This window comes from Amycolatopsis sp. (assembly GCF_035546795.1).
Lineage (GTDB): Bacteria > Actinomycetota > Actinomycetes > Mycobacteriales > Pseudonocardiaceae > Amycolatopsis_E.
Genome location: NZ_DASZWC010000039.1, coordinates 205,089 through 228,483 on the forward strand (window position 1 = coordinate 205,089; position 23,395 = coordinate 228,483).

The following is a 23,395-nucleotide window of genomic DNA, read 5'->3' on the forward strand; positions in this document are numbered from 1 at the left end:
GCCCACGTGCGCGCGGTCCACAGGCCAAGCAGCCCAGGCCGGCGATCACACAGTAGATCGCGAACAGGGTCAGGGTTCGGGGTGCTTTCGCCCCGGAAGCGGACGCGCTCGACGCCGACTTTATCGCCGGTGACGGCGCTCGCTGAAAGTCCCCAGGGGTACTCGTCGAAACTCCCCAGCTGGGGTGTGCAGCATAGCTCGGGTTAGCGGTGGAGTGGGTTCACTCCGTCGGGTGCTGCCAGCGGCATCTGTGGCCGGGCGGCTTCGGGTGTGGTGAGCAGGGCGACGATGGTGACCGGACCGCCGCAGTGCGGGCAGTCGCGTTGCGCTGCCAGCTGCGGCAGCGGCCCGGCTGGCGTGGGCGGGGCGGCGGCCGGAGGCGGCGGCTCGAAGGGCCTGCTCGGGTGGCTGGTGCGTTCGACCTCGCGGCGGGCCGCGGCGGTGCGTTTGCACTCGCGGGAGCAGTAGAGGCGGGTCTTGGCCTGCCGCCCGGTCGCGATGAACGCTTCCCAGCAGATCGGGCAGGTCTTCGGGATCGCGTTGGTGTTAGGAGACATGCGCGTTCACCGCCTTGCGGAGAGTGTCCGATGTGGACTGATGGGAGCGGAGCCGGTAGGAAGGGCCGTCGATCCCGACGACGGTCGCGCGGTGCAGCAACCGGTCCAGCATCGCCGCGGCGACAGTGGCGTCCTCGAAAGCCGTTGCCCAGTCAGCAATCCCGACGTTCGTGGTCAGGATCGTGCTCGATTTGAGGTAGCGCTGGTTGATCACCTGGAACAGCGCGGAGGCGCCGTCACCGGGCAGCGGCAGGTAGCCGAGCTCGTCGATCACGAGCAGTTTCGGGCCAGCGAAGAACCGCATGCAGGTTTGCCACCGGCCCTCGACCGCGGCCTTGTGGCAGCGGGCGGCGAGATCGGCGGCAGTGGTGAAGTAGACCCGGTTTCCGGCTTCGACCGCGCCGCGGGCGAGCGCGGTGGCGAGCATGGTCTTGCCGACTCCGGGCGGGCCGACGAACAGCACGTTCGACGCGTCATCCAAGAAGCGGAGGGTGGCCAGGTCTCGGATGAGCTTCTCGTCGACGCCAGGCTGAGCGGCGAAGTCGAAGTCGGCCAGAGTCCACGGGTCCGGCAGGCAGGCGAACCGCAACCGGCCGGCCAGGCGGCGTTCCTCGGTGGCGTTGACCTCGATCTCCAGCAGCCGCTCCAGCGCGGCGGTCAGCGACAGGTTCTCCGCGCGAGCGGCGTCCAGGATGCGCGGGAGGGCTCCGGCGGCGTTGTCGAGTTTGAGGTAGGAGAAGTGCGCCCGCAGTTGTTGGTAGCGGCGGGCTTCGCTCATCTGTGGCGCGGATTTGTTGGCAGACAACAGCTTTCAGTCCTTCCGGGACTCATCAGTGGGTGCCCTGTCGAGCCTCGCGGCGGTGGCCGCGTAGGCGGACAGGTCGATCACGACGTGGGCCGCTGGCCCCGCCGCAGACAGGCCGCGCAGTCGTGCCGCTTCGGCCAGCGCCGCCGCCGAAGGCGGGCGGCGGGTCTTGTGGGGGCAGGGCCGTTCGGTGCTAAACGCGCCCAACACCGCCCGCTCCAGGGCCAGCACGTGCCCGTCGTCGCGGACCACCCGGCCCGCGCCATCCGGGGCGCGGTGGTGGATCGCGACCGTCGCGCCGCCGGTGGTGACGATGCGCAAGACATCGGCGCCGAGTCGATGCCGGACGTGCACCTGCGCCTGATCCAGACCCGGTGGAACGGAATAGTGGTTGCCACGAAAGGAAACCAGCGCCTGCGCGGTCACCACCCGCATCACGTCGAACTCGGCCGGGAACACCACCCGCGGCGCCGGCCGCAACGACTCGGCCTCGGCCAGGACACCGACCGTGGTCCGCTGGCCGTCGTGGGCCCGACGGCGGTCATCGAGCTTGAGTGCGAGGCGGTCCAGCCCAGCTTGGGCCTGCGCGATGGTGGTGTCGTCGGCCAGGGTGCGCCACCAGCGTTGCGCCGCGGAATGGTTGGCCTTCTCGACCACGCCCTTGCGGTTGCCGCGCCGCGGCGGGCAGAGCACCGAGCGGACCCCGTAGTGCTTGGCGACCTGCGCGAACGCCTCACTGATCCGCCCCGTGGACTGGGAGCAGACGGTCGCCATCCGGTCGAACCGCCAGACCTGGGTAACCCCGCCCAGCTTGCGGACCACCGTGTCGAGGGCCTCGACCAAGTGCGGGAAGTCCTCCGCGTCGGCCAGGACCCCGCGCCACCGGCTCGAGTGCGCCAGCGCACCCACCAGCAGGTGCGCCTGCCGCCCCACGCCCCAGGCGGCGGGCGGATCGGGCAGTTCTAGCCAGTCGAACTGGGTTTCCTCGCCCGGCGGGTGCTCAATGATCGCCACGTCGCGGCCTCGGGCGACCTGACACGGTTCGCAGTGCGGGCGCAGCTCATAACGGCGCAGCGCCCGGGTGAACGTCGAGTAGCCGCCCCGATACCCGAGCTCGGCGATCTCGTCCAGCAGGGTCGAGGCCCACAGATGCGGATCGTCGGCCAGCCTCGCCCGGCAGTAGGCGACGAACGGCTCGAACGGGTCCGGGCCCGCCGGCTTGCGCCGCCCCGGCTCCCGCTCGCCGGACAGATAGCTGCGGATCGTCTTCCGATCACGCCCAAGATGACGGGCGATCGCCGAGATCGACCAGCCCTGATCGCGCAGCGCCTGCGCCTCCACGTCTTCCTCCAGCGAGAGCATCCACCCTCCAGCCACGAACCGCGGTGATCAACACCGCGAACCGTCGCCCGAAGGCCGTTGACCAGCGCAAACGACGCGCCGACAAGACACCCCAACTGGGGAATTTCAGAGAGCACAAGTGGGGAAATTCGGAGAGCGCCAACATTTGGCTAGTACCCAGCAACTCGGCGAGGAAGGGTCGGTCATTGCAGGCGAGGGTTCCAGCTCTACGCTGCGCGCAGCGGATCGATTGGTCCGTACCTACGGGGGAAAAATAAGTGACTGGGTCAAGAAGAGCAGCACAGCGTACCGCGCGCGCAACTACAGCCGGATTCAAACCCGCTGGTATGAAAATACCGCCACCGGGTGCCGGGTAGAGCAGAAGACCAATATCTACTGGGATCGGGCCAAGTAGGGAACATGTGTTTGCACTCCGAGAACACGCAGGGTATACACCGCCATATGCGACGAGGTCCGGAGCGGAGGCTCATCGACGCTACGTGTGCCTACCTGAATGATGTGGAGGCTTTCGAAGCTATCGTGACCGAGGCGATCAACGTGCTTTCTGTATCGGACCCGCCGCCGTCCGCAGCTGTGCAGTTGGCCAGTCAACCGACAACCTCGACGCCCGGGCGGGCAGATGTTGAGCCGTTGATCCAAGAGCTGTACAGTGAACTTTTCGTACAAGAAATGATGCCAACGCAGCAAAGGGCACATGCCGCCCGGTGGGTGGCCCAGAATCTCATCGATGGAAACATTGATGCCGTTGCTGCGTGCAACAGGCTGGCGAGCATTGCAAATGCTGATCCCAGGATGCTTCCGCATCTCGCAACCTTCGTATCGCTCATGAGTGATTTTGCGGAGAGCGGCCCCAGCGATGTTGATCTACAAAGGGTCGCCATTACTGAATCGCGTCGACTGATCGAGACGTTTTCGAACGGCGAAAATTTGTGGTGTGAAACGAGTTTGGATGATACTATCTAGCGCGATCGAACACGAGCGACCCGAGGTAACCTATCGATTACTAGACTCAGTGCCGACCACTTGTAGGAGCCTGCGTGTCAGAGTTTCCAGCCCTCCTTCAGGCAGCGTCGTGAACCACGGCGAATATGTGGAATTTCCGGCCGACGAGCGGAAATTCCTCGTTTTCCCGGCGCATACTGAAGCGAGCCCGACAGGAAGGTAGCGCGGGCCTGCTGGCCTATGCGCTCATTCCGGGAGGAAGCACTTCGTCCCGATGGATGTGACGGCTGCGACCCTGCAAGCCGTTCTCGTGGTCCGTGCCCTGCTGCCCGGTTTCCAGGCGAGACGGGGGGGCCCGTGATCGCTGATCGCGTCCTCGGCCGAAGTCGCCGAGCCGTCCGACCATCGATAGTGCTGCAGGACGTGCAGCACATGCCAGCTCTCCGGTGGGAAGGACTTCGGCTCGCTGGCTGTACCGCCGTCGTAGTCCACGTCTTGGCGAGCCCACCGCGATGCCCTCAAGGTCGGATCTTCACGGTTGTGACAGGTATGGCGGTGGAAGGTCACGTTCTCTCCCGGAGTTTTCCGCCATGACCGCTGGCCATCGGCGGTCGCCGCGACACGTGCGACGACGGAATCGGCGGTCATGATCGCTCGGATTTGTCCGAAGTAGCCTGTTTCACTCGGTGCGGCTGGGTTTGGTGCGATGTTGGACATCGACCGGTGACACCCGAGTCACTGTTTTGCAGTGAGCAACAGTTTGGCTGTGCATGCGATCGACTTGATCGCGGCCAATGGATCTGTTGTGGAGGAATAGCCGTGCCGATACCTGTTGCCGAGGCTCTCAACGATCAGGCTAACGCCGCTGAGGGCAAGATCGCCGACCTGCGCGCGCCGGGCCGCTACCTCGTGAGCTCCGCTCTGGCGGGAGCCTACATCGGGGTCGCGGTCGTGCTGCTGCTCGCGGCCACCGGACCGCTCAACGCCGCCCAGTCCCCGTGGACGAAGCTCGTGCAGGGGCTGGTGTTCGGGATCGCGCTGACCGCGGTCGTGTTCGCTGGGGCAGAGCTGTCCACCGGGAACATGATGACGATGGTGCAGGGCATGATCGCCCGCCGTCGTGGGGTCGGCGCAGGTATCGCCGTCATTGCGGGGTCGTTCGTCGGGAACCTTGTTGGCTCGGTCGTGTTCGCGTGGCTGGTGCACGAGAGCGGCGTGCTCACCGCGGGGGCCACGCCCGGGCATGCCGCGCCTGCCGCCGCGCTGCTCGCGAGCGTGGTGAAGGCGAAGGCGGCCGAATCGGGCACCATGCTGTTCTTCCGCGGGGTGCTGTGCAACTTCCTGGTGTGCCTCGCAGTGTGGATGGCGGTGCGATCCAAGTCCGACGGCGCCAAGCTGGCCGTGATCTTCTGGTGCCTGCTGGCGTTCATCAGCTCCGGCTTCGAGCACGTCGTGGCGAACATGACGGTTTTCTCGCTGGGCATGTTCGAGCATGTACCCGGTGCGACGATTTCGGCGTTCGCGGGCAACCTGTTGCTCGTCGGGCTGGGCAACCTGGTCGGCGGCGGTCTCCTCGTCGGCGCGAGCTACGGCATGCTGGGCCGCACTCAGCGCCGACACAGCTCCGGGACACCGGCCGATGAGATGAGTGGCCAGCTCGAGCCGGTGACGGGATGACGGTGGCCGGATGGAGGCCCTTGTCTACGGGAGGTGGTGGTCGAGACGTCGTAGCAGTGCGCCGAGCAGGCCGTGGCGGTGCCAGCCCTTGCGGATCACCAGGTTGCGGACCGCGTTGATCCGCGCGCGAAGCCGGGCGGCCGGGCTGGGATGCTGGTCGTCATGGTGTCGCCGCGCGCGTCGCTGGAGCCACCGGGCGCAGTTGAGGCAGACGCCGACCTCGGGGTGCGAGCCGAGGCGGACGAGTTCGGTCTCGAGCTTGTCGTTGCCGCAGCACCAGCAGAAGGGTGTGACTCGGCCCCGGGTGTTCTGCGCGGTCTCGGGCTTCATGATTTACCTACCTCGGTGTTCGTGGGCCGCTGGCGCGACCAGTCGAGGAGTGCGTTGAGAGCCACGGTAGAGCACTGGTCCCAGTGGGGGATCGGCGCCGGCGTTGGCCACTCGGCTGGTCGCCGCGGTGAGGTCGTTCGCTCTTGTGGGGTGGCGCGCGTGCCAAGCTACCGGTCGTGTCTCGGATTCGGATGTGTGTCGCGGGTGATGGATTGCTCCTGCTGCGGGGAGGCGCTGGGGACAGTGCGTTCGTGGGGCTGCTGCCTGAGTTGCGCGGCGGCGGTGTGACCTGTTCCGTGCGAGGGCGGCAGACGGGCGCGGCCGATTGGCTGGACATCCTGGTGGCGGGTCTCGGCTCCGGCGGCGCGCTGACGGTGCTGGCCGAGATCCTGCGGCGGTTTGTCGACCGCAATCCAGACGCCGAGATCCGTGTCGAAGCGCCTGATGGCACGAAGATCATGACCAAGGGGGCCTCCATCGACGACGTCGAACGCACGATCTCCCTCGTGCTGGAGCTTGGTGCCGCACGGGAGCGCGATGCGGCTGCGGACAGCGGGTCGCGACCGGATGACGGCCAGTGAGGAGTGACGCCCCTCCGCATTTGGCAGCGCTGACCGAAGTGAGCAGCGCGGCCTTGCCCAGCTGGCGACTTGCATGGCTGCAGAGTGTCGGCGCGCTGACACTTCGGCTGCGCCACGGTGCGGCCGATGGTGAAGTGGATCGCACGTACCATCACACGACGTCGGGCGGGACTGGCCGGTGGTGCAGCGGAAGCGGTATCGGGACGAGGTGTTCGTGGAGTACACCAAGAGTGTCTGCCCGGTGTGCAAGGTCGTGGTAGACGCGCAGGTCAACATCCGCGACAACAAGGTGTTCCTGCGCAAGCGGTGCTGGGAGCATGGCGAGTTCGAGGCGCCGGTCTACGGTGACGCGCAGGCGCATCTCGGCTCGGCCCGGTTCAACAAGCCGGGCACGATCCCGCTCACATTCCACACCGAAGTCAACGATGGCTGCCCGTCGGACTGCGGAATGTGTCCGGAGTACAAGCAGCGTCCCTGACTGGGGATCATCGAGGTCAACACGAACTGCAACCTGGACTGCCCGATCTGCTTTGCCGACTCTTGTCATCAGCCCGGCGGGTACGCGATCACCGTGGAGCAGTGCGCGCGGATGCTGGACGTGTTCGTCGAGTCCGAGGTCGAGGTGGTGATGTTCTCCGGCGGCGAACTGACCATCCACAAGAGCATCCTGGATTTCATCGATCTCGCGCAGGCTCGCCCGATGCGTAACGTCAACCTCAACCTCAACACCGACGGCATCCGGCTGGCCACCGACAAGCGGTTCGTCGCGCCCTGGCCGAGCGCAACGGCCGCAACGGCAAGTCGATCAACATCTACCTGGGTTCGACGGGTTCGACGAACGCACGCACCTCGAGATCCGGGGCAAGGACCTGCGCGAGCGCAAGCGGTAGGCGCTGGACAACTGCGCCGAGGCCGGCCTGACGGTGACCTTGGTGGGGGCGGTGGGGCGGGGGCTGAACGAGCACGAGCTGGGTGACATCGTCGAGTTCGGGCTGGCGCATCCGGCGGTGAGGTCGGTGTCCTTCCAGCCGGTTACCCACTCCGGGCGGCACGTGGAGTTCGATCCGCTGACTCGGCTCCCAGCGTCCGCGCGCTGGCCATCGCCGGGGTGGACGTCGTCAAGTACCAATAGATCAGCGCACGAGTTCCGCGGGTGGGGGAGAGGCTTTGGGACCCCATCACGCGCGTGGGGTGACTCGCAGTGCCTCGGTGATCTGCTCGGTGGTGAGCATGCAGGGGCTGATGTAGTAGAGGACGGACCCAGGTGGCAGCTCGGTCTGCCAGTCGGGGTTGACGATGAGCCTGCCGCCGCTGCGTGCGGCGAGCATGGTGGCACCGTGGCGGCGGCCGAGTGCGGTCCGGCACTGGTCAACGAGCACGGGGCCGAGCGACTCGGGCAGCGTGACCATGTAGGTGTTGGCGCCACCGTAGGTCATCAGCTCGGCGTAGACCTCCGTGATGCCCGGCGACGCAAGCTCCTCGGTGATCATGCGGGGCGTGTGCCACTGCACGCAGCGGATGTGCTCGCCGACGTAGTGCAGCAACGACGCGCGCCCCATGTCGCGCAGCGCCACCACCACGTGCGGGCTGGTGCTGACGTGGTCAACGGCCAGCGCGATGGCGAGCGCCTCGTTGTCGTCCCTGGCGTCGACCAGCACGGCCCGGGCCCGGTCCACGCCCGCCCGCCGCAGCACGGCGTCCTCGGTTACCTCGCCGCGCACGAAACCGACCGGTCGCTCGGGCATCGGGTGGACCGCGCTGTCCTCCCACGTGCACAGCACGACCTCGTTGCCGTCCTCGGCGAGCAGTTCGGTGACGAGCCGCTCGGTGCGGCCCGTCGTGTAGCCGATCACGACGAAGTGGCCGGACGTAGTGATGGAGCCGGAACCCTGCATGCGCCGTCCTCTCGCTTGTTCGAGCACCGAGGCCATCTTGGTGAACACGGTGGTGAGCGTGACGATGCCGCCGACGATGACGTACGCTCCAACGACGTGCCCTGCCGGGGACTGCGGGTAGAAGTCGCCGTAGCCGACCGTGGCGGCCGTGACCACGAAGTACCACCAGTAGTTGCCCGGTTGCGCCAGTTCGCTGCCGGGCTCGGTGAGCGCCATGAGCGGCCAGCTCGTCACGAAGACGAACACGATCACTACGACCGGCGTGGCCCAGCTCTTGAGCACCCCGAACCGCGCGAGCATCCTGGATAGGAAGAACAGCACCTTTCTCTCCCCGGGTGGGCGACCTGCGTCACCCTACGAGGCGGGCGCTGATGTCACGCGGTCGGGCTCTGAGCCTGGGCGTTTCGGCGCAAACGGAGCGAACTCGTCGGCGGCGTACCGCGGTCAGCCGATGCGCCACCAGGAGCGCCGCACCGAGCATCGCCCTTGCATTCTGGCGTCTGGGCGCTGGCCACCGCCGGTGTCCCGCGACACGCAGGGCGGCCGGTTGTGCGACTCCAGCGCACGGCTGATCCCAGCACGACCTCCTGACCGAAACCTCGATCCACATCGGTGCGCTCAAACGGCGGCGGACTGGCCGCGACGCGATCGAGCGCGGGGCGCGGCGCAGACCCAGCGTGCGCAACCCGCATCAGCCTTCCGCGACCTCGATGTCTTCGGCGTCGATCTTGCGGCGGGCCAGCCGGTAGCTGCCGAGCACCAGCGACGATCCGCGATATCGAAGGGCAGTCCCCGAGCTTCTTTCCTCGATACAGAACGCGGATGCTGCCATCAGCGTCCACAATGGCCAAGCCCGGTGCCTGAATGGGTGTCCCGTGATACGGCCCAGGCGGGCACCTCGCGGCCTTCGCGTAGTTCCACCACGTCGTCGGGTTCTGGCTGCCGTCCACCACGGATCCCGCCACGACGGGCGTGACGTCCGGCATCTCCATGGTGACCGTCGGCATCGGGATCGGGCTCGTGATGCACGTCCTGGTGGGTGACGTCGTGATATGAGGCTTCGGTGGGCATGGGGGCACTCGGGTAGCGTTCCAGCCGGCTCCGGAACGATCGCACAGGTGGTGATTACGATCGGACAGGCAGTAACCGGAAGAACCCGAGTGCTCGGCATCTCAGCAACGGCCGTGTTGGCGGTGCTGACGGGTTGGACGTTCTTTCGGGTCGCTCCCGACACGTCTGCCGCACCGCGACCGGCCCGACCGGCTGCCGTCACGAATAACGGCGTCGGTGCGGCACCGGCCGACGTGGGCACCCGGGCTGTTGTGGTGAATCACTGCCCCCCGAGCGCGGCTGCTTGCGTCGACGAAGAACTCCGGATCAGCTGGCTACAGCAGAACGGCAAGATGATCTACGGTCCGGTGCCGGTCATGCCGGGCACGGCCGGGGCCCCCGACTCAGTGGCTACCCCCGAGGGGGTGTTCCGAGTGCAGTGGAAAGACGCGCACCACGTCAGTTCCGAGTTCGGCGAGCCGATGCCCAACGCGGTCTTCTTCGCCCCCGGCGGAATCGCGTTCCACGAAGGAAGCCTTGTGTCCAGCTCACACGGCTGTGTCCACCTTTCCGCCACCGACTCGGCTCGTTACTACGCAGCCCTCCCGGTCGGCGCGGAGGTCGCGGTGTACTGAGACCAGGGGCGCGCGCCCCGTACGGTGACTCGCCAACACAACGGCCCGGACATCTCAGAATGGCGTCGGGCCGGTGTCGGTAGCTGGTGGTTCGCCGCTGGCGTCGCTGACGCCTTCAGCGCGCGGACGAGTTCCGAGCGGTATTCCGCGGGCATCCGGGAGACTATGTGCGCGATCTCGGCGCGCCGCTGTTCGGTGACGGTGGCGACGACGGTTGCGCCGTTTGCCGGTGAGCTCGATTAGGTGGGATTCCGGGTCGGCGTGGGGTCGCCACACGTGGTGACCCCACGCCGCCGGGCTGCCGTCTGCGGTCGCGGGACGAGCATGCTGATCCGGTCACCGGGTGCCAGCCGCAGCGCGGCATCGGCGTCGTGCAGGTGCCGGTTGTGACCGGTGGGCCAGTCGAGCTCGCCCAGTGCTTGGCCCACGGCGGCCGACTGAGGCGTGAGGGTGCGCTCGACAACGCGGTAGCCGGGGAGTTGGGTGTGGGGGTCATGCTCGGCCTGGGCGCCGTGTGGGTCGGCCCATTCGGCTGCTTGCTGGCCGGCAGTGATGGCGGGTTCGGCGGCCAGCTGCGTGGAGACAGCGCGCATGACGTTCTGGTTGGTCAGCCAGCCCTGGACATGCCAGGCGTAGGTGTCGAGCGAGGACCGGCAGGCCGTCGCGCCCGAAGAGGACCAGCTGCCGCACGGCTTGGGTGAGGCTGTCGTTGGCGAAGATCGCCTGCGGTTCCCGGACGCGGGTGATGGGGCCGAGTAGCGCTGTCGTGTCAGTCGGTCCAGCGCTTGCGCGCGTGTCCGCCGGCGGAGTGATCTTCGGTCCGCACGCGGGAGGTACTCGTGGGCGCGGCGAATTCGAGGAGCCCGTTGCGGAGACGCACGGTGCCGTGTGCGCCGGTCAACTCGTAGGAGCTGGTGCGGGTGGTTCCGTACCAGCTCAGCGTGATTTCGGCCGTTGAGCCGTTCGCGAGCCGCAGACCAAGCTGCGCGGCGTGATCGGCACCGTTGGCGCCGGTCGTCAGGGTGCAGCTGACGGAGGTGGCTTGCTGGCCGGTGAGGTGGCAAGCGAGATAGCAGGCGTGCGGGCCGTGGTCGTAGAGGATGCCGCCGCCGGCCGGCCCTATGGGCACGGTTTGACGACGTCGTCGCGGTGCCAGCCACGGACGGCTCTCCGGTCCTTCGGTTTCGAGCGAATGGCGGTGGTGCGCTGCCTGCCGCGTTCCGAGACGAGGCCAGACGCGCAGGCAGGATCGTTCTGATGGACGTCGGCACCGATCCTGCGAAAAACCGGCGAATCGTTATCCTGTCCATCGCGTCCCAGAAATCGCGCGCAGGGTGATGATCGCGTCGGTGACGTGCACGATCACGTCGGCGGGACCCAATGTTCGATGTCGGCGGTGATGGCCGCGTCGTCTCGCAGGAACATCGTCGGCACATCGCGGTGAGCGACATGACTCACGACCGGCGCGAGTCCGAGCGTGCGAACCTTCCACCGCACGTTGATCTCGGTCACGACCTGACTGAGCCATGTGTCGGTCAGCGACCGGTCCGGTACGTTCAGCTCATGGACTCCAACCCGCCCTCCGAGCCGACGCGGTGGACCATCCACGGCGAACGCTTGATCGATGACACGCGCCGCCTTCGCCTCACCGTCGCTGATGTCGAGTTGCCGGACGGCGTGCGGTTCGAGCAGTACGTCATGCGGTCGCCGAAGGCGGCGATGATGGTCGTGCTTGACGATGCGCGGGAGAACGTCCTGATGATGTGGCGGCATCGGTGGATCTTCGATCGCTGGGTGTGGGAATTGCCAGGGGGCTACGTCGATCCTGACGAAGAACCCGCCGTGACGGCGGCCCGCGAAGTCGAGGAAGAGACCGGCTGGCGTCCACGCACCAGCGAGCCGCTGGTTTCCTTGCAGCCGAACGTCGGCATGGCGGACGCCGAGAACCTGCTGTTCCTTTCGCGTGGCGCCGAGTACATCGGTGACGCGGTGGACATCAACGAGGCGGAGCGCATCGCCTGGATTCCACTGAACTCAGTGCGCGAGCGCATCACGAAGGGCGAGATCCTGGGCGCGTCCTCGCAGGTCGGCCTCCTCCACGTGCTGGCTTTCCCGCCGGAGTAGTCAGATCCGGGGCGTGGAGATCCCGACCTTGTCCATCTCGCGGTACAGGGTGCGAACCTCGGTGGATGGGAATGGAGCGAGCCGCCGGGCCACGTCGGTGAGATACGCGGTGGCGCGAACCGAGCGCACCTTTCCGGCCATCCGCACTGCCTTCATGCCGTAGCCACACGCCTCGTCGACTCGGCGCTGGTCGGCCAAAGTCGAGGCGACAAGAGCCGTGTTGAACAGCTTCCCCCGGTCATAGCCGTCGCTCATGTCCAGAGACCGGCGGGCGAACTTCTCCGCCTCCTGGGCCACGCCGAGGTCGCGGAAGGCGTGGGCGAATTTCGCGGCCATATAGGAACCGTCGAAGTAGCTCAGCCAGGCCGGCATGTCGTTGGGGTTGACCTGTTCGAACGCTTTCTCCGCGCGGCGCAACGCATCCAGGCATCCGTGCTGGTGGTTCTGCATTGCGAGCCCGTGTGCTTCCATGACCGCAGACTCGGCGCGCAGTGCCGGCAGACCGGCCCGCACGGCGGACTGGTGCGCGGCGAGGGCAAGGTCGACAGCCGCGTCGCCGCCGCCGAGGAACGCAGCATGGTGGCTCATCGCGGCCAGCATTTCCCCGGCGAGTGCGTCGTCCTCGACCTCCTGGCACATCCGCAGCGCCTCGCGCAGGTGATCGCGGCCGTCGTTGGCGTGCCCGACGTCGTAGGCCATCCAGCCGGCGAGCTGCCGCAGCTCGGCGGCGGCCGCGAACAGTTCGCGCCGCGGCATGCCCACGATGCGGGTGTCGTCGAGCATCGGCTTCACGGTGGACTCGAAGTAGGTGTTGAGCGCGGTCCGGCTGTGCCCACCGCCGTACCGGTTGTCCGCCGCCCGGAATGCCTTGGTCATCTTGCGGATGTCCTCGACATGGGGCAGTCCCACGGCACCGCCCGCGGGGATGGCTGTCGTGCCGGCTAGGAGGCTGGCACCGACGGCAACGGCGCTTGCGCCTGCGGACCTGAGAAATTTCCTTCTCTGCACATCATCTCCAGTTGTCTCACGGACAGCCGGGAGCTTAGGCGTCGGGTCGGCGACGCCGTATCTGTCGGAGTGTTGCGCTGAAACGGTGAACCACAGGTGTTCCTGTGGTACGCGAAGGATCTGGCACCAGCGGTCGAGCTTGGCCAGGTCGGTAACCGGGGTCGATGCCCGTTCGATAGCGCTCACGCGGCCCTGGGCTATGCCGAACCACTCCGCGACGGTGGCCTGCCGAATCTGATGTGCGCGACGGTACGCGCGCAGCAGCCGACCGAAGTGACGGGCTGTGATCGCTTCCTGGACATCCGATTGGTCCCAGAAATCCCCGCTGGGCTGAGGCACGTCGCCCGTTCCAGCGGCGAGTGCCGCCGCCTTCATACAGGGACTGCACTGGTCGTCGCGGTTGTCTGCGGCGAGCGGCGCATCACAGCTCCGGCAACGCCTGCGGTTTCGCGATGAGGTCACGATCGTTCTCCGCTTGCTGGTTGTGTGGGACAGCATACCGTGCGTTGCACACCCGGCTGACCAGCGAATATCTGCCTAACAGATATCTTTAGCTCGGATATCCCTCGTTGTGATTGGTGATCTCGCTGAGATGTCGGAGGCTTCCCGCATCACTTCGGACAGCAGGAGGCCACGATGGGCTCGAAGGCGGTTCCGCCGGCGCTGCCACCGGCGGGGACGTACCCCTGCCGCACTACAACCGGGTTGCGTCGGACGATCAGCGCGCACATCACGGGTGACCATGCGGTGATCATCGCGCCGCTGCCGGCGGCAGAACTGAGCGCGAGCGAGGCTGACGCGCTCGGACAGCAGCTCATCGCGCTCGCTCGGCACCTGCGACTGGTGGAGTCGGGAGACGTGATCCCGATCCATCGAAACCAGCCCGGCCGCGCCGGGTAAACCGGCGGGCGACGCGCCCCCGGACAGCCCGCTGGACTCCCGCATCGTCCCAGGCTGTGTCCGCCCCGAAAGCCCGACCGGCCGCCCCGGCAGCCGCAGGCTTGGGCGCGTCGCCCGCCACCCCTCAGACAGGACGTCGGGGTCGCCGACACCCCCTACTCGCGCCCCGGCGTCCGTCCACATTCAACATCGCACGGGGAGTGCTGCGAGATGACGGTCAGGTTGAGGTTTCCGCGCCGGCGACGAAGTCGTGACGAGCGCGAAGCGATTGAGCAACAGGCGGCGGTCCTCCGCGCACTCAGGATCGCGAACGGTCTCGCCGGCGTGCCTCGGAGGAAACGATGAACGTTCCGAAGTCCGAGATCGACCACCTGGCGGACACGGTGACGTGGGAAGAAATGGACATGGCCGCGTTGCAGGTTGCCAAGGTCGCCGGGTTCGTGCTCCGTCGAGAAGTCGGGGAACAGTTGACGATCTCACGATCGCAGCACGGGTACATCGATGTCATGGTCCTCAACACCAACGGGAAGCCCGAATCGGATGCCATGCGGTTTCGGGGCGAAGACTACCCGATCCCGGTGGGCCTGCTTCCGATTCGCAAAGTCGTATCGCACGGGTACCTCACCACCGTGGTCCACGAGGTATTGGCGGAGTGGCCAGAGCGTGAGTGAATGACAGCGATGCTGCGTGGTTGGCCGTATGGAACATATTCGTTCACCAGGTTTCCATCGGAAACGAGGAGCGCTTTCACGCGGCCGGACGCACTTTCGGATGTGCCGATTGCGGCGCCCCGTGTATTCGCGTCCCATCGATTCCCGCCGGCCGATTGTGGTGCCCGAAGTGTTGGCCGGACAGATCATCACCGTTGCCGACGCGGACACCACGGCAGCCTTCGGTCAGCCCCGCCGATGTGGATCAGGCGGTGATCACGGCACGTGCTGAATTGGCTAAACGCGTGTTGCGCGGGTTACAGCGACACCGATTTCAAAACAATGCGCCGACCGAACGTGGAGAAGGAGTTGACGAGTAGTGCACGAGTTGATCGCAAGCCCATTCCTGGGCGATTACCTGGTAACACGCCCGGATAGTGAGCGCGGCGTGAAGATCCCCTTCCGTCGCTATCAGGAGCTGGCATCGTCGTCGACCGGCGACACAGTGCCCGGCTGGTTCGCCGACGCGGCTCAGCGGGCGTGGGGACTTGACGTGGCGCAGCGAACGGTCGCTGGGACCGTGCTCGTCCGTACGGAGTCGGCGTACCGGTTCGGCCGCGCGAGCTACGAACTCAACCTCGGCTGCAACTACGACTGCGAGCACTGCTATCTGGGGCTGAAACAGTTCTCCGGCCTGCCCTGGGTCGACCGCGAGAAGCTGCTCCACATCATGCGGGACGCCGGTGTGCTGTGGCTCCAACTCACCGGTGGCGAGCCGCTGATCGACAAGCTGTTCCCGCAGGTTTACGAGCTGGCCTGGGACCTGGGCATGATGCTCGGGATCTCGTCGAACGGTTCCCGGCTGCACAACTCCCAGATCCTGGAGCTGCTGACCACCAAGCGGCCGTACCGGTTGACCTTGAGCGTGTACGGCGCGACGGAGGAGAGCTACGACGGGCTCACCCGGCGTCGCGGGTCGTACCGACTGTTCCGGCGCGGGCTCGCGGCGGCGGTCGAGGCTGGGCTGCCGATCAAGCTGAACATCGTCGTCGCCCGGCACAACGACCACGAGGTCGCCGCGATGGAGGCGATGGCCAACGATCTCGGCCTGCCCTACCACGTGTTCACCAACATGAGCCCGACCATCTACGGCGGACCCGAGAGCCTGCCGGCGCAGTCGCAGGAGTTCCAACGCCGGCGCAAGCCGTTCGGCGGCTGCGGCGCCGGCGTGACCTTCTTCCACGCCGACCCCCACGGTGTGGCCTCAATCTGCAAGGTCGGCCGCAACCCGTCCGTCGACCTGATGACCGAGGGCATCGAGGGGCTTCCCCGGCTGTCCGCCATCGCGGATTCCCTGCACACCCGCACCGGCGGCTGCACCGGCTGCACGCTCTCCGGCACCTGCTGGGTGTGCCGTCCCCTCGCGAAGTTGTACCAGGAGGCGAAGGCGCCTCTGGGTGCGTACTGCCAGCACGGACGGGAGGGGGTGAACGTATGACGGCCATGATGATCGACCTGAAGCCGCCGGGTCCGGCGGAGACGGACGACGAGATCCAGATCATCGAAGATCTCGAAGCTCTCTCAGAAGAGGGCCGCTGCAACTGCGCAGCGAGCGATGACAACCCGTACTAGTCGGGCTCACTCGTCGGGCCGGTGTCGGCGTGGCACACGTCGGCACCCGGCCGCCCGGTTAGCCTTCATTCCGCATCCATCCCATCCGGACCCAGCAAGGGACAGACGTTCATGGCCATCCCGCGTATCGACTGGCAGCAGCTCCCCACCCGGGTCCACGACGCCGTCGAAGCGCTTCTCGGCTCAGTCAAGGCCGCTAAGACGGTCGGTGATGGCCAGAACTCTGCGATCGCCACGATCCTCGACGTCGAAGCGGGACGGGTCTTCCTGAAGGGGCTGCGCACGGACACACCCGCCGTAGTAACCCAGCAGCGCGAGGCCGCGATCAACCCGCACGTGCGCGCCGTGGCCCCGGAGCTGCTGTGGCGGATCGAGATCGCAGGCTGGGATCTGCTCTGCTTCGAGCACGTGGATGGCCGACGCGCCGACTACACGCCCGGCTCGGCAGACCTACCCCGCCTGGTTGCCACCATGCGCCAGCTGGCGGAGCTGCCCTGCCCAACCCTGCCGCCGGTCTACTTCCGGCACGCCGAGCTTCGCTGGGCCGAGGTGATCGAGGACCCCGAGGCGCGCGAAGTGCTGGCCGGCGACACCATCCTGCACACCGACTACAACCCCACGAATATCCTCGTGACCGGCGCCGGCGACATTCAGATGATCGACTGGGCCTGGGCGACCAAGGGCGCGGCGTGGGTCGACCCGGCCAGCCTCGTACCCCGCCTGATCGCCTGGGGACACAGCCCGACCACCGCCGAAGAGGTCGCACGCGAGTGCCCGGCCTGGGTCGAGGCCGACCCAGCGGCGATCGACGTTTTCGTCGCGGCGCTCACCACGATGTGGAACGAGATCGCCCAGGATCAACCGGACGAGGACTGGAAGCAAGCGCTCGCGCAGGCAGCCCGGGCCTGGAAGGACCACCGATCGGCGGCTCGTCCCACCGTGCTCGTGTAGTTCCGTGATCGACAAGCTAGCCGCACAAGTCCTCACCGTTGCCGACGACCTGGCCTCGCCGGAGCGACCTATGCTTCCTCGATCTTCAGCGCCTCGATCATGGGCTGCATGACCTGCTCGGGTGGGACGTCCAGGGCGGCCAGGATGCGGGTAAGCGTCTTGACCTTGGGCTCGATCATGCCACCCTCGATGTAGAGGTAGTTACGTCGTGAGACGTCGGCCAGCGCCACCAGCTCGTCGACGGTCAGGTCGCGTTCCTCCCTCGCTTGAGCGAGAGCGCGACCGAGGGCCACCAGCACCGGGTCGGTGGGGCGTCGGGCGCGGCGGGACGGCACAAGATCAAATCACGACAGATCAACCGGCGCTTGTCAGTGCTACGTGTAGCATTTTTTCATCACATGTGAGACCCTCATCACTGTGTGGGTACGAAAACGCTGCCAGTTGACATCGTCTTCGGATCGGGCACCGCGACGCCGAGGGTGTGACCTCTCATCGTTTTCGCAGGTCACGTCGCCCCGGTCCAGCCTGATCCGGTCGGCGAAACTCGCGACGTCATGCGCGGTTCATTCGGGGTGGCCTCCGATGCTTCATCTGCGCGGTTGACGCGCCTAGGACCTGCTTTCGACCAGTGATCACGAGGAGGGAGTACATAGCGCATGACCTTTATCGGGCGTAGCGCGAGCGACGCCAGGTACCAACCGCCACCACGCATTGCCCTGTAATCGGGCGCTCAATTCCCAACGAATCTGAGCAAGGGGTGAGTACGGGGCATAGTGACCTGAAAGGTTAACGCTATGACCTCTATGACCGCAGCATCCGATAATGCGCCTTCCGGCATTGGAAACGGAAGTTGGGAAAGTCGGTGTCTCTGCGCAGGTTGTGCGATTCCCCCTGATTCCACGCCGGTAGGTGAGTTGTGGTATAGGAACAGTGACGGCGAATATTTCTGTGGCCAGTGTGCTGTGGATGAACAACTGGCCCCGGAGCCATATACCGGACTGGCAGATCTATTAGACCTCGAACTCATTCAATGCGACTCGCTATACAACAATTCCTCTCCAAAGGACGTTCATGACTGTAAGACTATTACCGGTCGACGAGAACCGTAATACGAACATCCTCATTGCTCTTGCCGCCCACGGGCAGGACGGCAAAATCAGAATAGAATGGAATGATACCGTTGAGACCGGAATGGTAAGGGGCGTCCGCTTTGGCCTTGTGACGTATTACGAAGAGGTGGGAGGCCCAGTAACCCTGCACGCGATGCCAGCCGAGCAGGTTCAGGAGTTCGCGGCTGAACATGCGCTGACAGGTCCGGACATGATGATTCTCCCGAGCTATATTCCTATGCTGTGGCGGAGAAACTAGATGTCTTCGCATGCGAGGTGTAGCACGAGGCTCGCCGGGTGCGTTTGTCTTCATTGGCGGCCCGGCAATCAAGGACCCCCAGCGTCGATTCTCCCCCTAAGCGGCGCTGGGGGTTCTCCTGAGCTGGGGGTTGGTACAGGCACAAGGGGCGACAATGGAGCAGCCTGACAATCTCGGTTCAGCCGTCGCCGAGTTCGACCAACTCCTTGCCGAAGTCGGCGACAATCTTGACGCGACAGTCGGCGCCCTTAGTGTCTTGCTCCAAAAGCATTCCCCGGAGGTGTCTGCGGCGCAGATGGCGACAGTTTTGGACGACGGCCTCGCGAGAGGGCAAATGAGCCAGACGGACCTGGTGCTACTCGCTTCCCTTGCGGTAACTCGACTGGCGATGGACGTCGTTCGCGAAGCGCCGTCGTGGGAAGAGCTGCGTTCTGTGTGGAACGAGGTAGGGGAGAGATGATGCAGGACTTGTACAAGCAGCTTGACGTGGCGCGCGCTGATCTTGGGGACCTTGTCGATGTCGCACGTCGCAGGTTGAAGGAGCAGCCCGACGCCCAGCCCGAGGACTTGTTCGCCTTGGTGCGAAGCAAAGTCGATATCGATTGCAGCGGCTACGACCAACAACTCCTCGATACCATGTGCGCCGCCATCGTCGAGCTAGCCAACGTGCCCTTCATGGCCGACGAGTGCACGGAGGCGTGCCGAACTGCCCTCAAGCGGGTTGACATTCCGGCGACCGTGGTCACGCACGTGTCGTACATGAGCATCGTTAAGAACCCCGACTCCACCGCGGACTTCGACCGCGGAGCCAGGGAAAAGGTACTTCACGCGGTTTCCGAGGAACTCGGTGATGCCGCAAAAGTGTTCGACAGCAAGGACGCCGTTTGGGTCAGATGGCTGAAACGCTGGTAGGGAACCAGTCCGACCGCTCGACCCTGCCGCGTTGTCTTCCTAGCCAAGCGGCCCCACCAGAGCAGACACACGGATGGACTGAACGCTCTGCCGTAAGGAGCCAATGTGTCGCATGAGGACTATCTGAGAATCAAGGATGCGTTGCGGGCCGGGATTGTTGCCGAGGTGGCTCAACCTGCAAACGACGAGGAGCAAGAGCATCGCAGTGAGTCGCCGAGTGGGCAGCGTCCAAGGTTGGCTGACGCGCCGGATTCCGAAGGTCGTCGCTGTGTTGTTCCTGTCGTCGGCCGCGGGCAGCGAACAACCTGATCATGCTCCACAGTGGACTGAATCTCGGCGTTCGGTCGCGACGCGCGCGGTCAGCCGCTCGTAGCAACATACGACCCGAATTAGCGACTCGGAACCTTGGGCTAGGCGGGCGGTGGTGTGCGTCCACCGGCCCGATAGGGGCCTGCGAGCAGGGCCGCGCCGTCTGCTGTGAGTTGCTGATGGAAGGCCTGGACTGCCGAGTAACCCCAGAGGGCTTGAGCGAGTTCGGGATGGGTTGGAGACTCGTCGGCCGCGGTCTCCGCGCTGGCCACGGCCTCCCTGAACAGGCACTTGCCACGGTAGGGATAGCCCGATGCGAGTGCCGCCTTGTGCACCGTGTCCGTGGCGGCCTCCCAGTCTGCATTGTCGATGGCCCGGCGAGCGCACAAGATCTGCGTGAGGCACGAGCGGGGAAAGCGGCGCGCGGACAGCGCCGACAGTGCGAGTTGCGTGCGGGGACCGTAGAGGGTGGTTGGGGTGAATGGAGATGGCAGACACACCTGCCGCCAGGGAGCCGACAGGAGCTCGTAGTCGGTCTTCGCCGCGTGGTCGCCGGCGAGGATCGCCAGGGCTGTGTCGTACAACGGGAGCAGCCCTGCCACGTACCGCCCGAGCCGCAGATCGGTGGCGAGCCTGTAGGGGCTGGCGATGATGTCCACGGGATCCCCGGTGGTGGGCGGCTGCGGGAGCCCGAAGGTGTCGGCCCAGCGCACCCAGCGAGATGCCACCCGACCGTGCAGGAACTGCAGCGCCTCGATGACCCTATGGCGGGCCTGCTGCCGTCGGACGTCGTCGACCCACACTTCGGCCAGCCGAGCGAGCTGGTCGAAGGTCAGGGAGGCGACCGACGCTTCCATTTGTAGCCACTCGAGACCACGCGAAAGTGCCTGTACGTAGGCACGGCCCAGGTCGTCGCGGCTGCGACGACCAATTGCGCTCATTGAAAGCCTCCAGCTGGACGGAATCGGCCCGGCGACTGGTCTCGAACCTTGCGTACCTGCGTGAGCTTAGCCAGCCAAGGCCACGACGGTGTGCGCATCGCCGTTGCCGACGTGTCGTAAGGCCGGAAGCCTCACTAGGTCGGAGGATGCCGCCGTCACACGCTCGCAGACGCTGGAGCGGTGAGCACAGCGGCGAACGCGCCGATGATCAGGAACGGTCCCAGCGGTAGGGAGGCATTGCTGGCGCTACGACCACCCGCAGCGCGCTGAACGAGTAGGGCGAGCGCGGCGGCGACCCAGCCGGAGAGCGTGCCGGTGGCCAGCGTGGTCCAACCCAACCAGGCTAGGGCGCAGCCGAGGAGACCACCGAGCCGGAGGTCGCCACCGCCGAACTGCCCAGGGATCGCCACATAGAGCGCGCCGTATAGCGCGAGGATGACGACGGTGCCGGTGAGGGCGCGCAGCAGCGCAGCAAGGTCGTGGTCGAGCCCCGCAGTCACGCACAGCAGGGTGATCATGCCGCCTGCGCCGGTCAGGATGAGCGTGGTCGGTAGCCGGCGGATGGCCCAGTCGATGGTGGCCAGTGGGACGCTCACCATCGCCAGCCAGGAATAGGCGAACAGGGGCAGCTGGGCGCCGAGTCGCCAGGCCAGCAGCGCGAACAGACTGCCGGTCGCGACTGCGCCGGCCAGCTCGAGGAGTCGCCTGTGGTCAGGGCGGGGCATCCATCGGCGGGCGAGCACCTGCGCGCCGGCGCCGATGACGGCCCCGGCCAGTGTCCACGCTATGACACCAACACTGGTCATGGTTGGCCTGGACTGGGTTGACAGCGACGCGCGACGGCCACGACACCCCTCATCGTTTACTCCCTGTTGTTGGCTGAGCGCGGACGATGAGATCTCGACGTTACACCGAGTGCTTTCACCCTAACGGGGTAGTTCATTCGGCTGAACATTTGCTTGAAAATGCCTTTCCGACTCCGAAGTCGGCACATGGGGAGCTTGCAGTCGGTAGGGGGGCGCAAGGTAGACGTGAAGACCGTCACAGAGTAGATCGGAGGGGATCTACCGTCCTCCGAGTCTGGGGTGTGGTCATGGTGAACAGCCATCGCCGAGGTTCCGGCGGGCACCTGCGCGCCTGGACCATTCTCGTCGCAGGGGCCGCGCTGCTCGTGACCGCGTGCAGCACGAACAGTGCCACCGGGCCGAGCACGGCCGGGCCGACTGTCAGCGCTTCGGAGACGACCAGCGCCGCACCCACAACGGTATCCACAGCAGATGAAGCCCGCCAACAGGCAACAGCCGCATATATCGGGATGTGGCAGGCGATGGCGAAGGCCGGCGTGACATCCGACTGGCAGTCACCCGACCTCGCGAAGTACGCGACCGGCGATGCGCTCGGCGTGATCTCCCGCAGCCTGTACACGGATCACCTCAATGGCGTGGTCACCAAGGGGGCGCCTACGAACAACCCCCAAGTGTCCAGTGTGGACCCGTCAGGCGATCCGACCACGGTCATGATCTCCGACTGCGGCGACAGCACGAACTCGCTGAAGTACAAGGACGGACACCTGCTCAACGACACACCTGGCGGAAAACGCGCGATCACGGCGGAGGTCAAGAAGCAGCCCGATCGTGCGTGGCGTGTGACCCGGTTCGCGGTAGAGGGGCTGGGCTCATGTGCCTGAGACGCGTAGGCCTTGTTGCTGGCCTGACGTTGGCCGTATTAGTGGCGAGTGCGGTTCCTGCCCTCGCCGACGATATCTGGGGTTCCACCGATTGCAGCCAGTTCCCGAACCCTGGTTGTGAGCTAGGGGCGGGCAAATACCCCACGCCCGGTCCGAGCAACCAGGGCAACAGAGACAGCAAACCGGGCACGTCGGGGAACGGGAACCCGAGTACAGGTCGGGTCGATGCCGGTGGCGACAAGATCATCGGTGGCGATACGAATCTCGCCCAGTGCAATTATGTCCGCAGTGACTTCCAGTGGCCGCCGCCGGGTGGTGTTCAGCCGGCTTCCTACACGGTTCCAATGCGGTCCGGCACGGTGACTGTGCAACCTGCTGTGTTCGCGGTCGCTGGCCCGCGTCTGGCGCAGGTGCAGCCGCCGTCGGGTGCCTGGTACGTGTACAAGTGCACCAGTCCGGGTGTGGCCGACGCGATGTACCGGCCGCCAGTGTGGATCGCGGACGGCCAAGCCAGCCCCGTACCGCTGCCGTCACCGGCCGAGCTCGCGGCCCAGGCGAGGAACCAGTTGCGGCTGCCGTCGCCGAAGATCGAGGCGAACCCGGTCGGCGACCAGTTGGTGAACCTGCCGACCTGGCTGTGGCTGGACCGCGGCAGCTGGGGCGAGGTGTCGGCGACCGCGTCGGTGCCGGGTGTGTCCGTGACGGCGGTGGCCAAACCGACTTCCGTGAGGTGGTCGATGGGCGATGGCGGCTCGGTGACCTGCACCGGGCCGGGTACGTCGTTCCAAGCTGGTGGTGCTCCGAAGAGCGCCTCGCCGGATTGCGGTTACACCTACCGCACGTCGTCGGCCGGTCAACGCGGTGAGGCGTTCGGCGTGACCGCGACCGTGAACTGGACGGTGACCTGGTCGGGCGCCGGCCAGGGCGGCGTCTTCCCGAACATGACCACGTCGGCGTCGGTCGCGTTCCGCGTTGCGGAGAGCCAGGGCATCGCTACCGGATAAGCGCTCCTGTTCCGCCCGCCGGGCGGAACAGCCACAACGAAACACGCAGTCACGAAAAGGCTCGTCGAGGAACAC

Annotated in this window: 30 protein-coding genes; 17 read left to right on the forward strand and 13 right to left on the reverse strand. The window is 66.1% G+C overall.

Annotated elements, in window-relative coordinates:
• Nucleotides 1-203 precede the first annotated feature (203 nt).
• The 3 genes from VHD82_RS22755 to istA are packed head-to-tail and all read right to left on the reverse strand — an operon-like array spanning nucleotide 204 to nucleotide 2,724.
• Nucleotides 204-557, reverse strand: coding sequence for a hypothetical protein (locus tag VHD82_RS22755; RefSeq protein ID WP_325707353.1), 354 nt, complete (start codon nucleotides 555-557; stop codon nucleotides 204-206).
• Nucleotides 547-1,362 (reverse strand): IS21-like element helper ATPase IstB, encoded by an 816-nt coding sequence (istB, locus tag VHD82_RS22760; RefSeq protein ID WP_325707356.1) that lies wholly within the window; start codon nucleotides 1,360-1,362, stop codon nucleotides 547-549. The genes VHD82_RS22755 and istB overlap by 11 nt, the downstream gene beginning before the upstream one ends.
• A gap of 6 nt (nucleotides 1,363-1,368) precedes the next feature.
• Nucleotides 1,369-2,724 (reverse strand): IS21 family transposase, encoded by a 1,356-nt coding sequence (gene istA / locus VHD82_RS22765; RefSeq protein ID WP_325707359.1) that lies wholly within the window; start codon nucleotides 2,722-2,724, stop codon nucleotides 1,369-1,371.
• Between the two features lie 519 nt (nucleotides 2,725-3,243).
• Between istA and VHD82_RS22770 the strand changes: the two genes are divergently transcribed.
• Both VHD82_RS22770 and VHD82_RS22775 read left to right on the forward strand, forming a co-directional pair.
• Nucleotides 3,244-3,687 (forward strand): hypothetical protein, encoded by a 444-nt coding sequence (locus tag VHD82_RS22770; protein ID WP_325707362.1) that lies wholly within the window; start codon nucleotides 3,244-3,246, stop codon nucleotides 3,685-3,687.
• A 798-nt stretch (nucleotides 3,688-4,485) separates the two neighbouring features.
• Nucleotides 4,486-5,343 (forward strand): formate/nitrite transporter family protein, encoded by an 858-nt coding sequence (locus VHD82_RS22775; RefSeq protein WP_325707365.1) that lies wholly within the window; start codon nucleotides 4,486-4,488, stop codon nucleotides 5,341-5,343.
• Between the two features lie 24 nt (nucleotides 5,344-5,367).
• On the opposite strand, the gene VHD82_RS22780 is transcribed toward VHD82_RS22775, so the two are convergent.
• Nucleotides 5,368-5,673 (reverse strand): hypothetical protein, encoded by a 306-nt coding sequence (locus VHD82_RS22780; RefSeq protein ID WP_325707367.1) that lies wholly within the window; start codon nucleotides 5,671-5,673, stop codon nucleotides 5,368-5,370.
• Between the two features lie 251 nt (nucleotides 5,674-5,924).
• Here VHD82_RS22780 and VHD82_RS22785 point away from each other — a divergent pair, with 251 nt between their 5' ends.
• From VHD82_RS22785 to VHD82_RS22795, 3 genes are all read left to right on the forward strand, one after another.
• Nucleotides 5,925-6,254, forward strand: coding sequence for an effector-associated constant component EACC1 (locus VHD82_RS22785; RefSeq protein ID WP_325707370.1), 330 nt, complete (start codon nucleotides 5,925-5,927; stop codon nucleotides 6,252-6,254).
• A gap of 178 nt (nucleotides 6,255-6,432) precedes the next feature.
• Nucleotides 6,433-6,732, forward strand: a complete 300-nt coding sequence (locus VHD82_RS22790) for a hypothetical protein (protein ID WP_325707373.1) — start codon at nucleotides 6,433-6,435, stop codon at nucleotides 6,730-6,732.
• 45 nt (nucleotides 6,733-6,777) lie between these two features.
• Nucleotides 6,778-7,230 (forward strand): hypothetical protein, encoded by a 453-nt coding sequence (locus tag VHD82_RS22795; RefSeq protein ID WP_325707546.1) that lies wholly within the window; start codon nucleotides 6,778-6,780, stop codon nucleotides 7,228-7,230.
• Between the two features lie 202 nt (nucleotides 7,231-7,432).
• Here VHD82_RS22795 and VHD82_RS22800 read toward each other — a convergent pair whose 3' ends face one another.
• Together VHD82_RS22800 and VHD82_RS22805 are read right to left on the reverse strand one after the other, a co-directional pair.
• Nucleotides 7,433-8,470, reverse strand: a complete 1,038-nt coding sequence (locus tag VHD82_RS22800; RefSeq protein WP_325707376.1) for a potassium channel family protein — start codon at nucleotides 8,468-8,470, stop codon at nucleotides 7,433-7,435.
• 370 nt (nucleotides 8,471-8,840) lie between these two features.
• Entirely contained in the window at nucleotides 8,841-8,981 is a 141-nt protein-coding gene (locus tag VHD82_RS22805; protein ID WP_325707379.1) for a hypothetical protein, read from the reverse strand.
• Between the two features lie 286 nt (nucleotides 8,982-9,267).
• On the opposite strand from VHD82_RS22805, the gene VHD82_RS22810 reads away from it, so the two are divergent.
• The gene (locus VHD82_RS22810) at nucleotides 9,268-9,834 is read left to right on the forward strand and encodes a L,D-transpeptidase (protein ID WP_325707382.1); all 567 of its coding nucleotides are present in this window, start codon (nucleotides 9,268-9,270) and stop codon (nucleotides 9,832-9,834) included.
• Nucleotides 9,835-10,073: 239 nt separating this feature from the next.
• On the opposite strand, the gene VHD82_RS22815 is transcribed toward VHD82_RS22810, so the two are convergent.
• The 3 genes from VHD82_RS22815 to VHD82_RS22825 all read right to left on the reverse strand — a co-directional run bounded on the left by VHD82_RS22815 (nucleotide 10,074) and on the right by VHD82_RS22825 (nucleotide 11,346).
• Nucleotides 10,074-10,427: a hypothetical protein gene (locus VHD82_RS22815; RefSeq protein ID WP_325707385.1), complete on the reverse strand. Its 354-nt coding sequence runs from the start codon at nucleotides 10,425-10,427 to the stop codon at nucleotides 10,074-10,076.
• Between the two features lie 176 nt (nucleotides 10,428-10,603).
• Nucleotides 10,604-10,963 carry a Gfo/Idh/MocA family protein gene (locus tag VHD82_RS22820; protein WP_325707388.1) on the reverse strand — a complete coding sequence of 120 codons (360 nt, stop codon included), beginning with the start codon at nucleotides 10,961-10,963 and terminating at the stop codon, nucleotides 10,604-10,606.
• A gap of 233 nt (nucleotides 10,964-11,196) precedes the next feature.
• Nucleotides 11,197-11,346: a hypothetical protein gene (locus VHD82_RS22825; protein ID WP_325707390.1), complete on the reverse strand. Its 150-nt coding sequence runs from the start codon at nucleotides 11,344-11,346 to the stop codon at nucleotides 11,197-11,199.
• A 51-nt stretch (nucleotides 11,347-11,397) separates the two neighbouring features.
• On the opposite strand from VHD82_RS22825, the gene VHD82_RS22830 reads away from it, so the two are divergent.
• Entirely contained in the window at nucleotides 11,398-11,958 is a 561-nt protein-coding gene (locus VHD82_RS22830; RefSeq protein WP_325707393.1) for an NUDIX hydrolase, read from the forward strand.
• On the opposite strand, the gene VHD82_RS22835 is transcribed toward VHD82_RS22830, so the two are convergent.
• Nucleotides 11,959-13,341, reverse strand: a complete 1,383-nt coding sequence (locus VHD82_RS22835) for a helix-turn-helix transcriptional regulator (RefSeq protein ID WP_325707396.1) — start codon at nucleotides 13,339-13,341, stop codon at nucleotides 11,959-11,961.
• 261 nt (nucleotides 13,342-13,602) lie between these two features.
• On the opposite strand from VHD82_RS22835, the gene VHD82_RS22840 reads away from it, so the two are divergent.
• The 5 genes from VHD82_RS22840 to VHD82_RS22860 all read left to right on the forward strand — a co-directional run bounded on the left by VHD82_RS22840 (nucleotide 13,603) and on the right by VHD82_RS22860 (nucleotide 17,099).
• A complete protein-coding gene (locus VHD82_RS22840) occupies nucleotides 13,603-13,866 on the forward strand; it encodes a hypothetical protein (protein ID WP_325707400.1) in 264 nt (87 codons plus the stop codon).
• Nucleotides 13,867-14,207: 341 nt separating this feature from the next.
• Complete coding sequence (locus VHD82_RS22845; RefSeq protein WP_325707403.1) at nucleotides 14,208-14,537, forward strand: hypothetical protein; 330 nt, start codon at nucleotides 14,208-14,210, stop codon at nucleotides 14,535-14,537.
• A gap of 427 nt (nucleotides 14,538-14,964) precedes the next feature.
• Nucleotides 14,965-16,014 (forward strand): radical SAM protein, encoded by a 1,050-nt coding sequence (locus VHD82_RS22850; RefSeq protein WP_325707406.1) that lies wholly within the window; start codon nucleotides 14,965-14,967, stop codon nucleotides 16,012-16,014.
• Nucleotides 16,011-16,148, forward strand: a complete 138-nt coding sequence (locus VHD82_RS22855; RefSeq protein ID WP_325707409.1) for a hypothetical protein — start codon at nucleotides 16,011-16,013, stop codon at nucleotides 16,146-16,148. The genes VHD82_RS22850 and VHD82_RS22855 overlap by 4 nt, the downstream gene beginning before the upstream one ends.
• Before the next feature lie 111 nt (nucleotides 16,149-16,259).
• A complete protein-coding gene (locus tag VHD82_RS22860; RefSeq protein ID WP_325707412.1) occupies nucleotides 16,260-17,099 on the forward strand; it encodes a phosphotransferase in 840 nt (279 codons plus the stop codon).
• Nucleotides 17,100-17,167: 68 nt separating this feature from the next.
• On the opposite strand, the gene VHD82_RS22865 is transcribed toward VHD82_RS22860, so the two are convergent.
• Nucleotides 17,168-17,392, reverse strand: coding sequence for a helix-turn-helix transcriptional regulator (locus VHD82_RS22865; protein ID WP_325707415.1), 225 nt, complete (start codon nucleotides 17,390-17,392; stop codon nucleotides 17,168-17,170).
• A gap of 778 nt (nucleotides 17,393-18,170) precedes the next feature.
• On the opposite strand from VHD82_RS22865, the gene VHD82_RS22870 reads away from it, so the two are divergent.
• The 3 genes from VHD82_RS22870 to VHD82_RS22880 all read left to right on the forward strand — a co-directional run bounded on the left by VHD82_RS22870 (nucleotide 18,171) and on the right by VHD82_RS22880 (nucleotide 19,379).
• Nucleotides 18,171-18,467 carry a hypothetical protein gene (locus VHD82_RS22870; RefSeq protein ID WP_325707418.1) on the forward strand — a complete coding sequence of 99 codons (297 nt, stop codon included), beginning with the start codon at nucleotides 18,171-18,173 and terminating at the stop codon, nucleotides 18,465-18,467.
• 154 nt (nucleotides 18,468-18,621) lie between these two features.
• Nucleotides 18,622-18,927 (forward strand): hypothetical protein, encoded by a 306-nt coding sequence (locus VHD82_RS22875; protein WP_325707420.1) that lies wholly within the window; start codon nucleotides 18,622-18,624, stop codon nucleotides 18,925-18,927.
• Nucleotides 18,924-19,379 (forward strand): hypothetical protein, encoded by a 456-nt coding sequence (locus VHD82_RS22880; protein ID WP_325707423.1) that lies wholly within the window; start codon nucleotides 18,924-18,926, stop codon nucleotides 19,377-19,379. Before VHD82_RS22875 ends, VHD82_RS22880 begins: the two co-directional genes overlap by 4 nt.
• A 410-nt stretch (nucleotides 19,380-19,789) precedes the next feature.
• On the opposite strand, the gene VHD82_RS22885 is transcribed toward VHD82_RS22880, so the two are convergent.
• Nucleotides 19,790-20,629, reverse strand: coding sequence for a hypothetical protein (locus VHD82_RS22885; RefSeq protein ID WP_325707426.1), 840 nt, complete (start codon nucleotides 20,627-20,629; stop codon nucleotides 19,790-19,792).
• 155 nt (nucleotides 20,630-20,784) lie between these two features.
• Nucleotides 20,785-21,435, reverse strand: coding sequence for a prepilin peptidase (locus VHD82_RS22890; RefSeq protein ID WP_325707429.1), 651 nt, complete (start codon nucleotides 21,433-21,435; stop codon nucleotides 20,785-20,787).
• A gap of 287 nt (nucleotides 21,436-21,722) precedes the next feature.
• Here VHD82_RS22890 and VHD82_RS22895 point away from each other — a divergent pair, with 287 nt between their 5' ends.
• Together VHD82_RS22895 and VHD82_RS22900 are read left to right on the forward strand one after the other, a co-directional pair.
• On the forward strand, nucleotides 21,723-22,316 hold the full coding sequence (locus VHD82_RS22895; RefSeq protein ID WP_325707549.1) for a hypothetical protein: 594 nt from the start codon (nucleotides 21,723-21,725) through the stop codon (nucleotides 22,314-22,316).
• Between the two features lie 41 nt (nucleotides 22,317-22,357).
• Nucleotides 22,358-23,320: a hypothetical protein gene (locus VHD82_RS22900; protein WP_325707432.1), complete on the forward strand. Its 963-nt coding sequence runs from the start codon at nucleotides 22,358-22,360 to the stop codon at nucleotides 23,318-23,320.
• The last annotated feature ends 75 nt before the right edge of the window (nucleotides 23,321-23,395 follow it).

Excerpts from the sequence above, each read along its gene's own strand:
- VHD82_RS22890 (WP_325707429.1), bottom strand. The coding sequence starts at position 21,435 with ATGACCAGTGTTGGTGTCATAGCGTGGACACTGGCCGGGGCCGTCATC.
- VHD82_RS22880 (WP_325707423.1), top strand. The coding sequence starts at position 18,924 with ATGATGCAGGACTTGTACAAGCAGCTTGACGTGGCGCGCGCTGATCTT.
- VHD82_RS22830 (WP_325707393.1), top strand. The coding sequence starts at position 11,398 with ATGGACTCCAACCCGCCCTCCGAGCCGACGCGGTGGACCATCCACGGC.
- VHD82_RS22755 (WP_325707353.1), bottom strand. The coding sequence starts at position 557 with ATGTCTCCTAACACCAACGCGATCCCGAAGACCTGCCCGATCTGCTGG.
- VHD82_RS22870 (WP_325707418.1), top strand. The coding sequence starts at position 18,171 with ATGACTGTAAGACTATTACCGGTCGACGAGAACCGTAATACGAACATC.
- istA (WP_325707359.1), bottom strand. The coding sequence starts at position 2,724 with ATGCTCTCGCTGGAGGAAGACGTGGAGGCGCAGGCGCTGCGCGATCAG.
- VHD82_RS22860 (WP_325707412.1), top strand. The coding sequence starts at position 16,260 with ATGGCCATCCCGCGTATCGACTGGCAGCAGCTCCCCACCCGGGTCCAC.
- VHD82_RS22840 (WP_325707400.1), top strand. The coding sequence starts at position 13,603 with ATGGGCTCGAAGGCGGTTCCGCCGGCGCTGCCACCGGCGGGGACGTAC.
- VHD82_RS22835 (WP_325707396.1), bottom strand. The coding sequence starts at position 13,341 with ATGAAGGCGGCGGCACTCGCCGCTGGAACGGGCGACGTGCCTCAGCCC.
- VHD82_RS22845 (WP_325707403.1), top strand. The coding sequence starts at position 14,208 with ATGAACGTTCCGAAGTCCGAGATCGACCACCTGGCGGACACGGTGACG.
- VHD82_RS22805 (WP_325707379.1), bottom strand. The coding sequence starts at position 8,981 with ATGGCAGCATCCGCGTTCTGTATCGAGGAAAGAAGCTCGGGGACTGCC.
- VHD82_RS22780 (WP_325707367.1), bottom strand. The coding sequence starts at position 5,673 with ATGAAGCCCGAGACCGCGCAGAACACCCGGGGCCGAGTCACACCCTTC.
- VHD82_RS22815 (WP_325707385.1), bottom strand. The coding sequence starts at position 10,427 with ATGCGCGCTGTCTCCACGCAGCTGGCCGCCGAACCCGCCATCACTGCC.
- VHD82_RS22885 (WP_325707426.1), bottom strand. The coding sequence starts at position 20,629 with ATGAGCGCAATTGGTCGTCGCAGCCGCGACGACCTGGGCCGTGCCTAC.
- VHD82_RS22855 (WP_325707409.1), top strand. The coding sequence starts at position 16,011 with ATGACGGCCATGATGATCGACCTGAAGCCGCCGGGTCCGGCGGAGACG.
- VHD82_RS22895 (WP_325707549.1), top strand. The coding sequence starts at position 21,723 with ATGGTGAACAGCCATCGCCGAGGTTCCGGCGGGCACCTGCGCGCCTGG.
- VHD82_RS22875 (WP_325707420.1), top strand. The coding sequence starts at position 18,622 with ATGGAGCAGCCTGACAATCTCGGTTCAGCCGTCGCCGAGTTCGACCAA.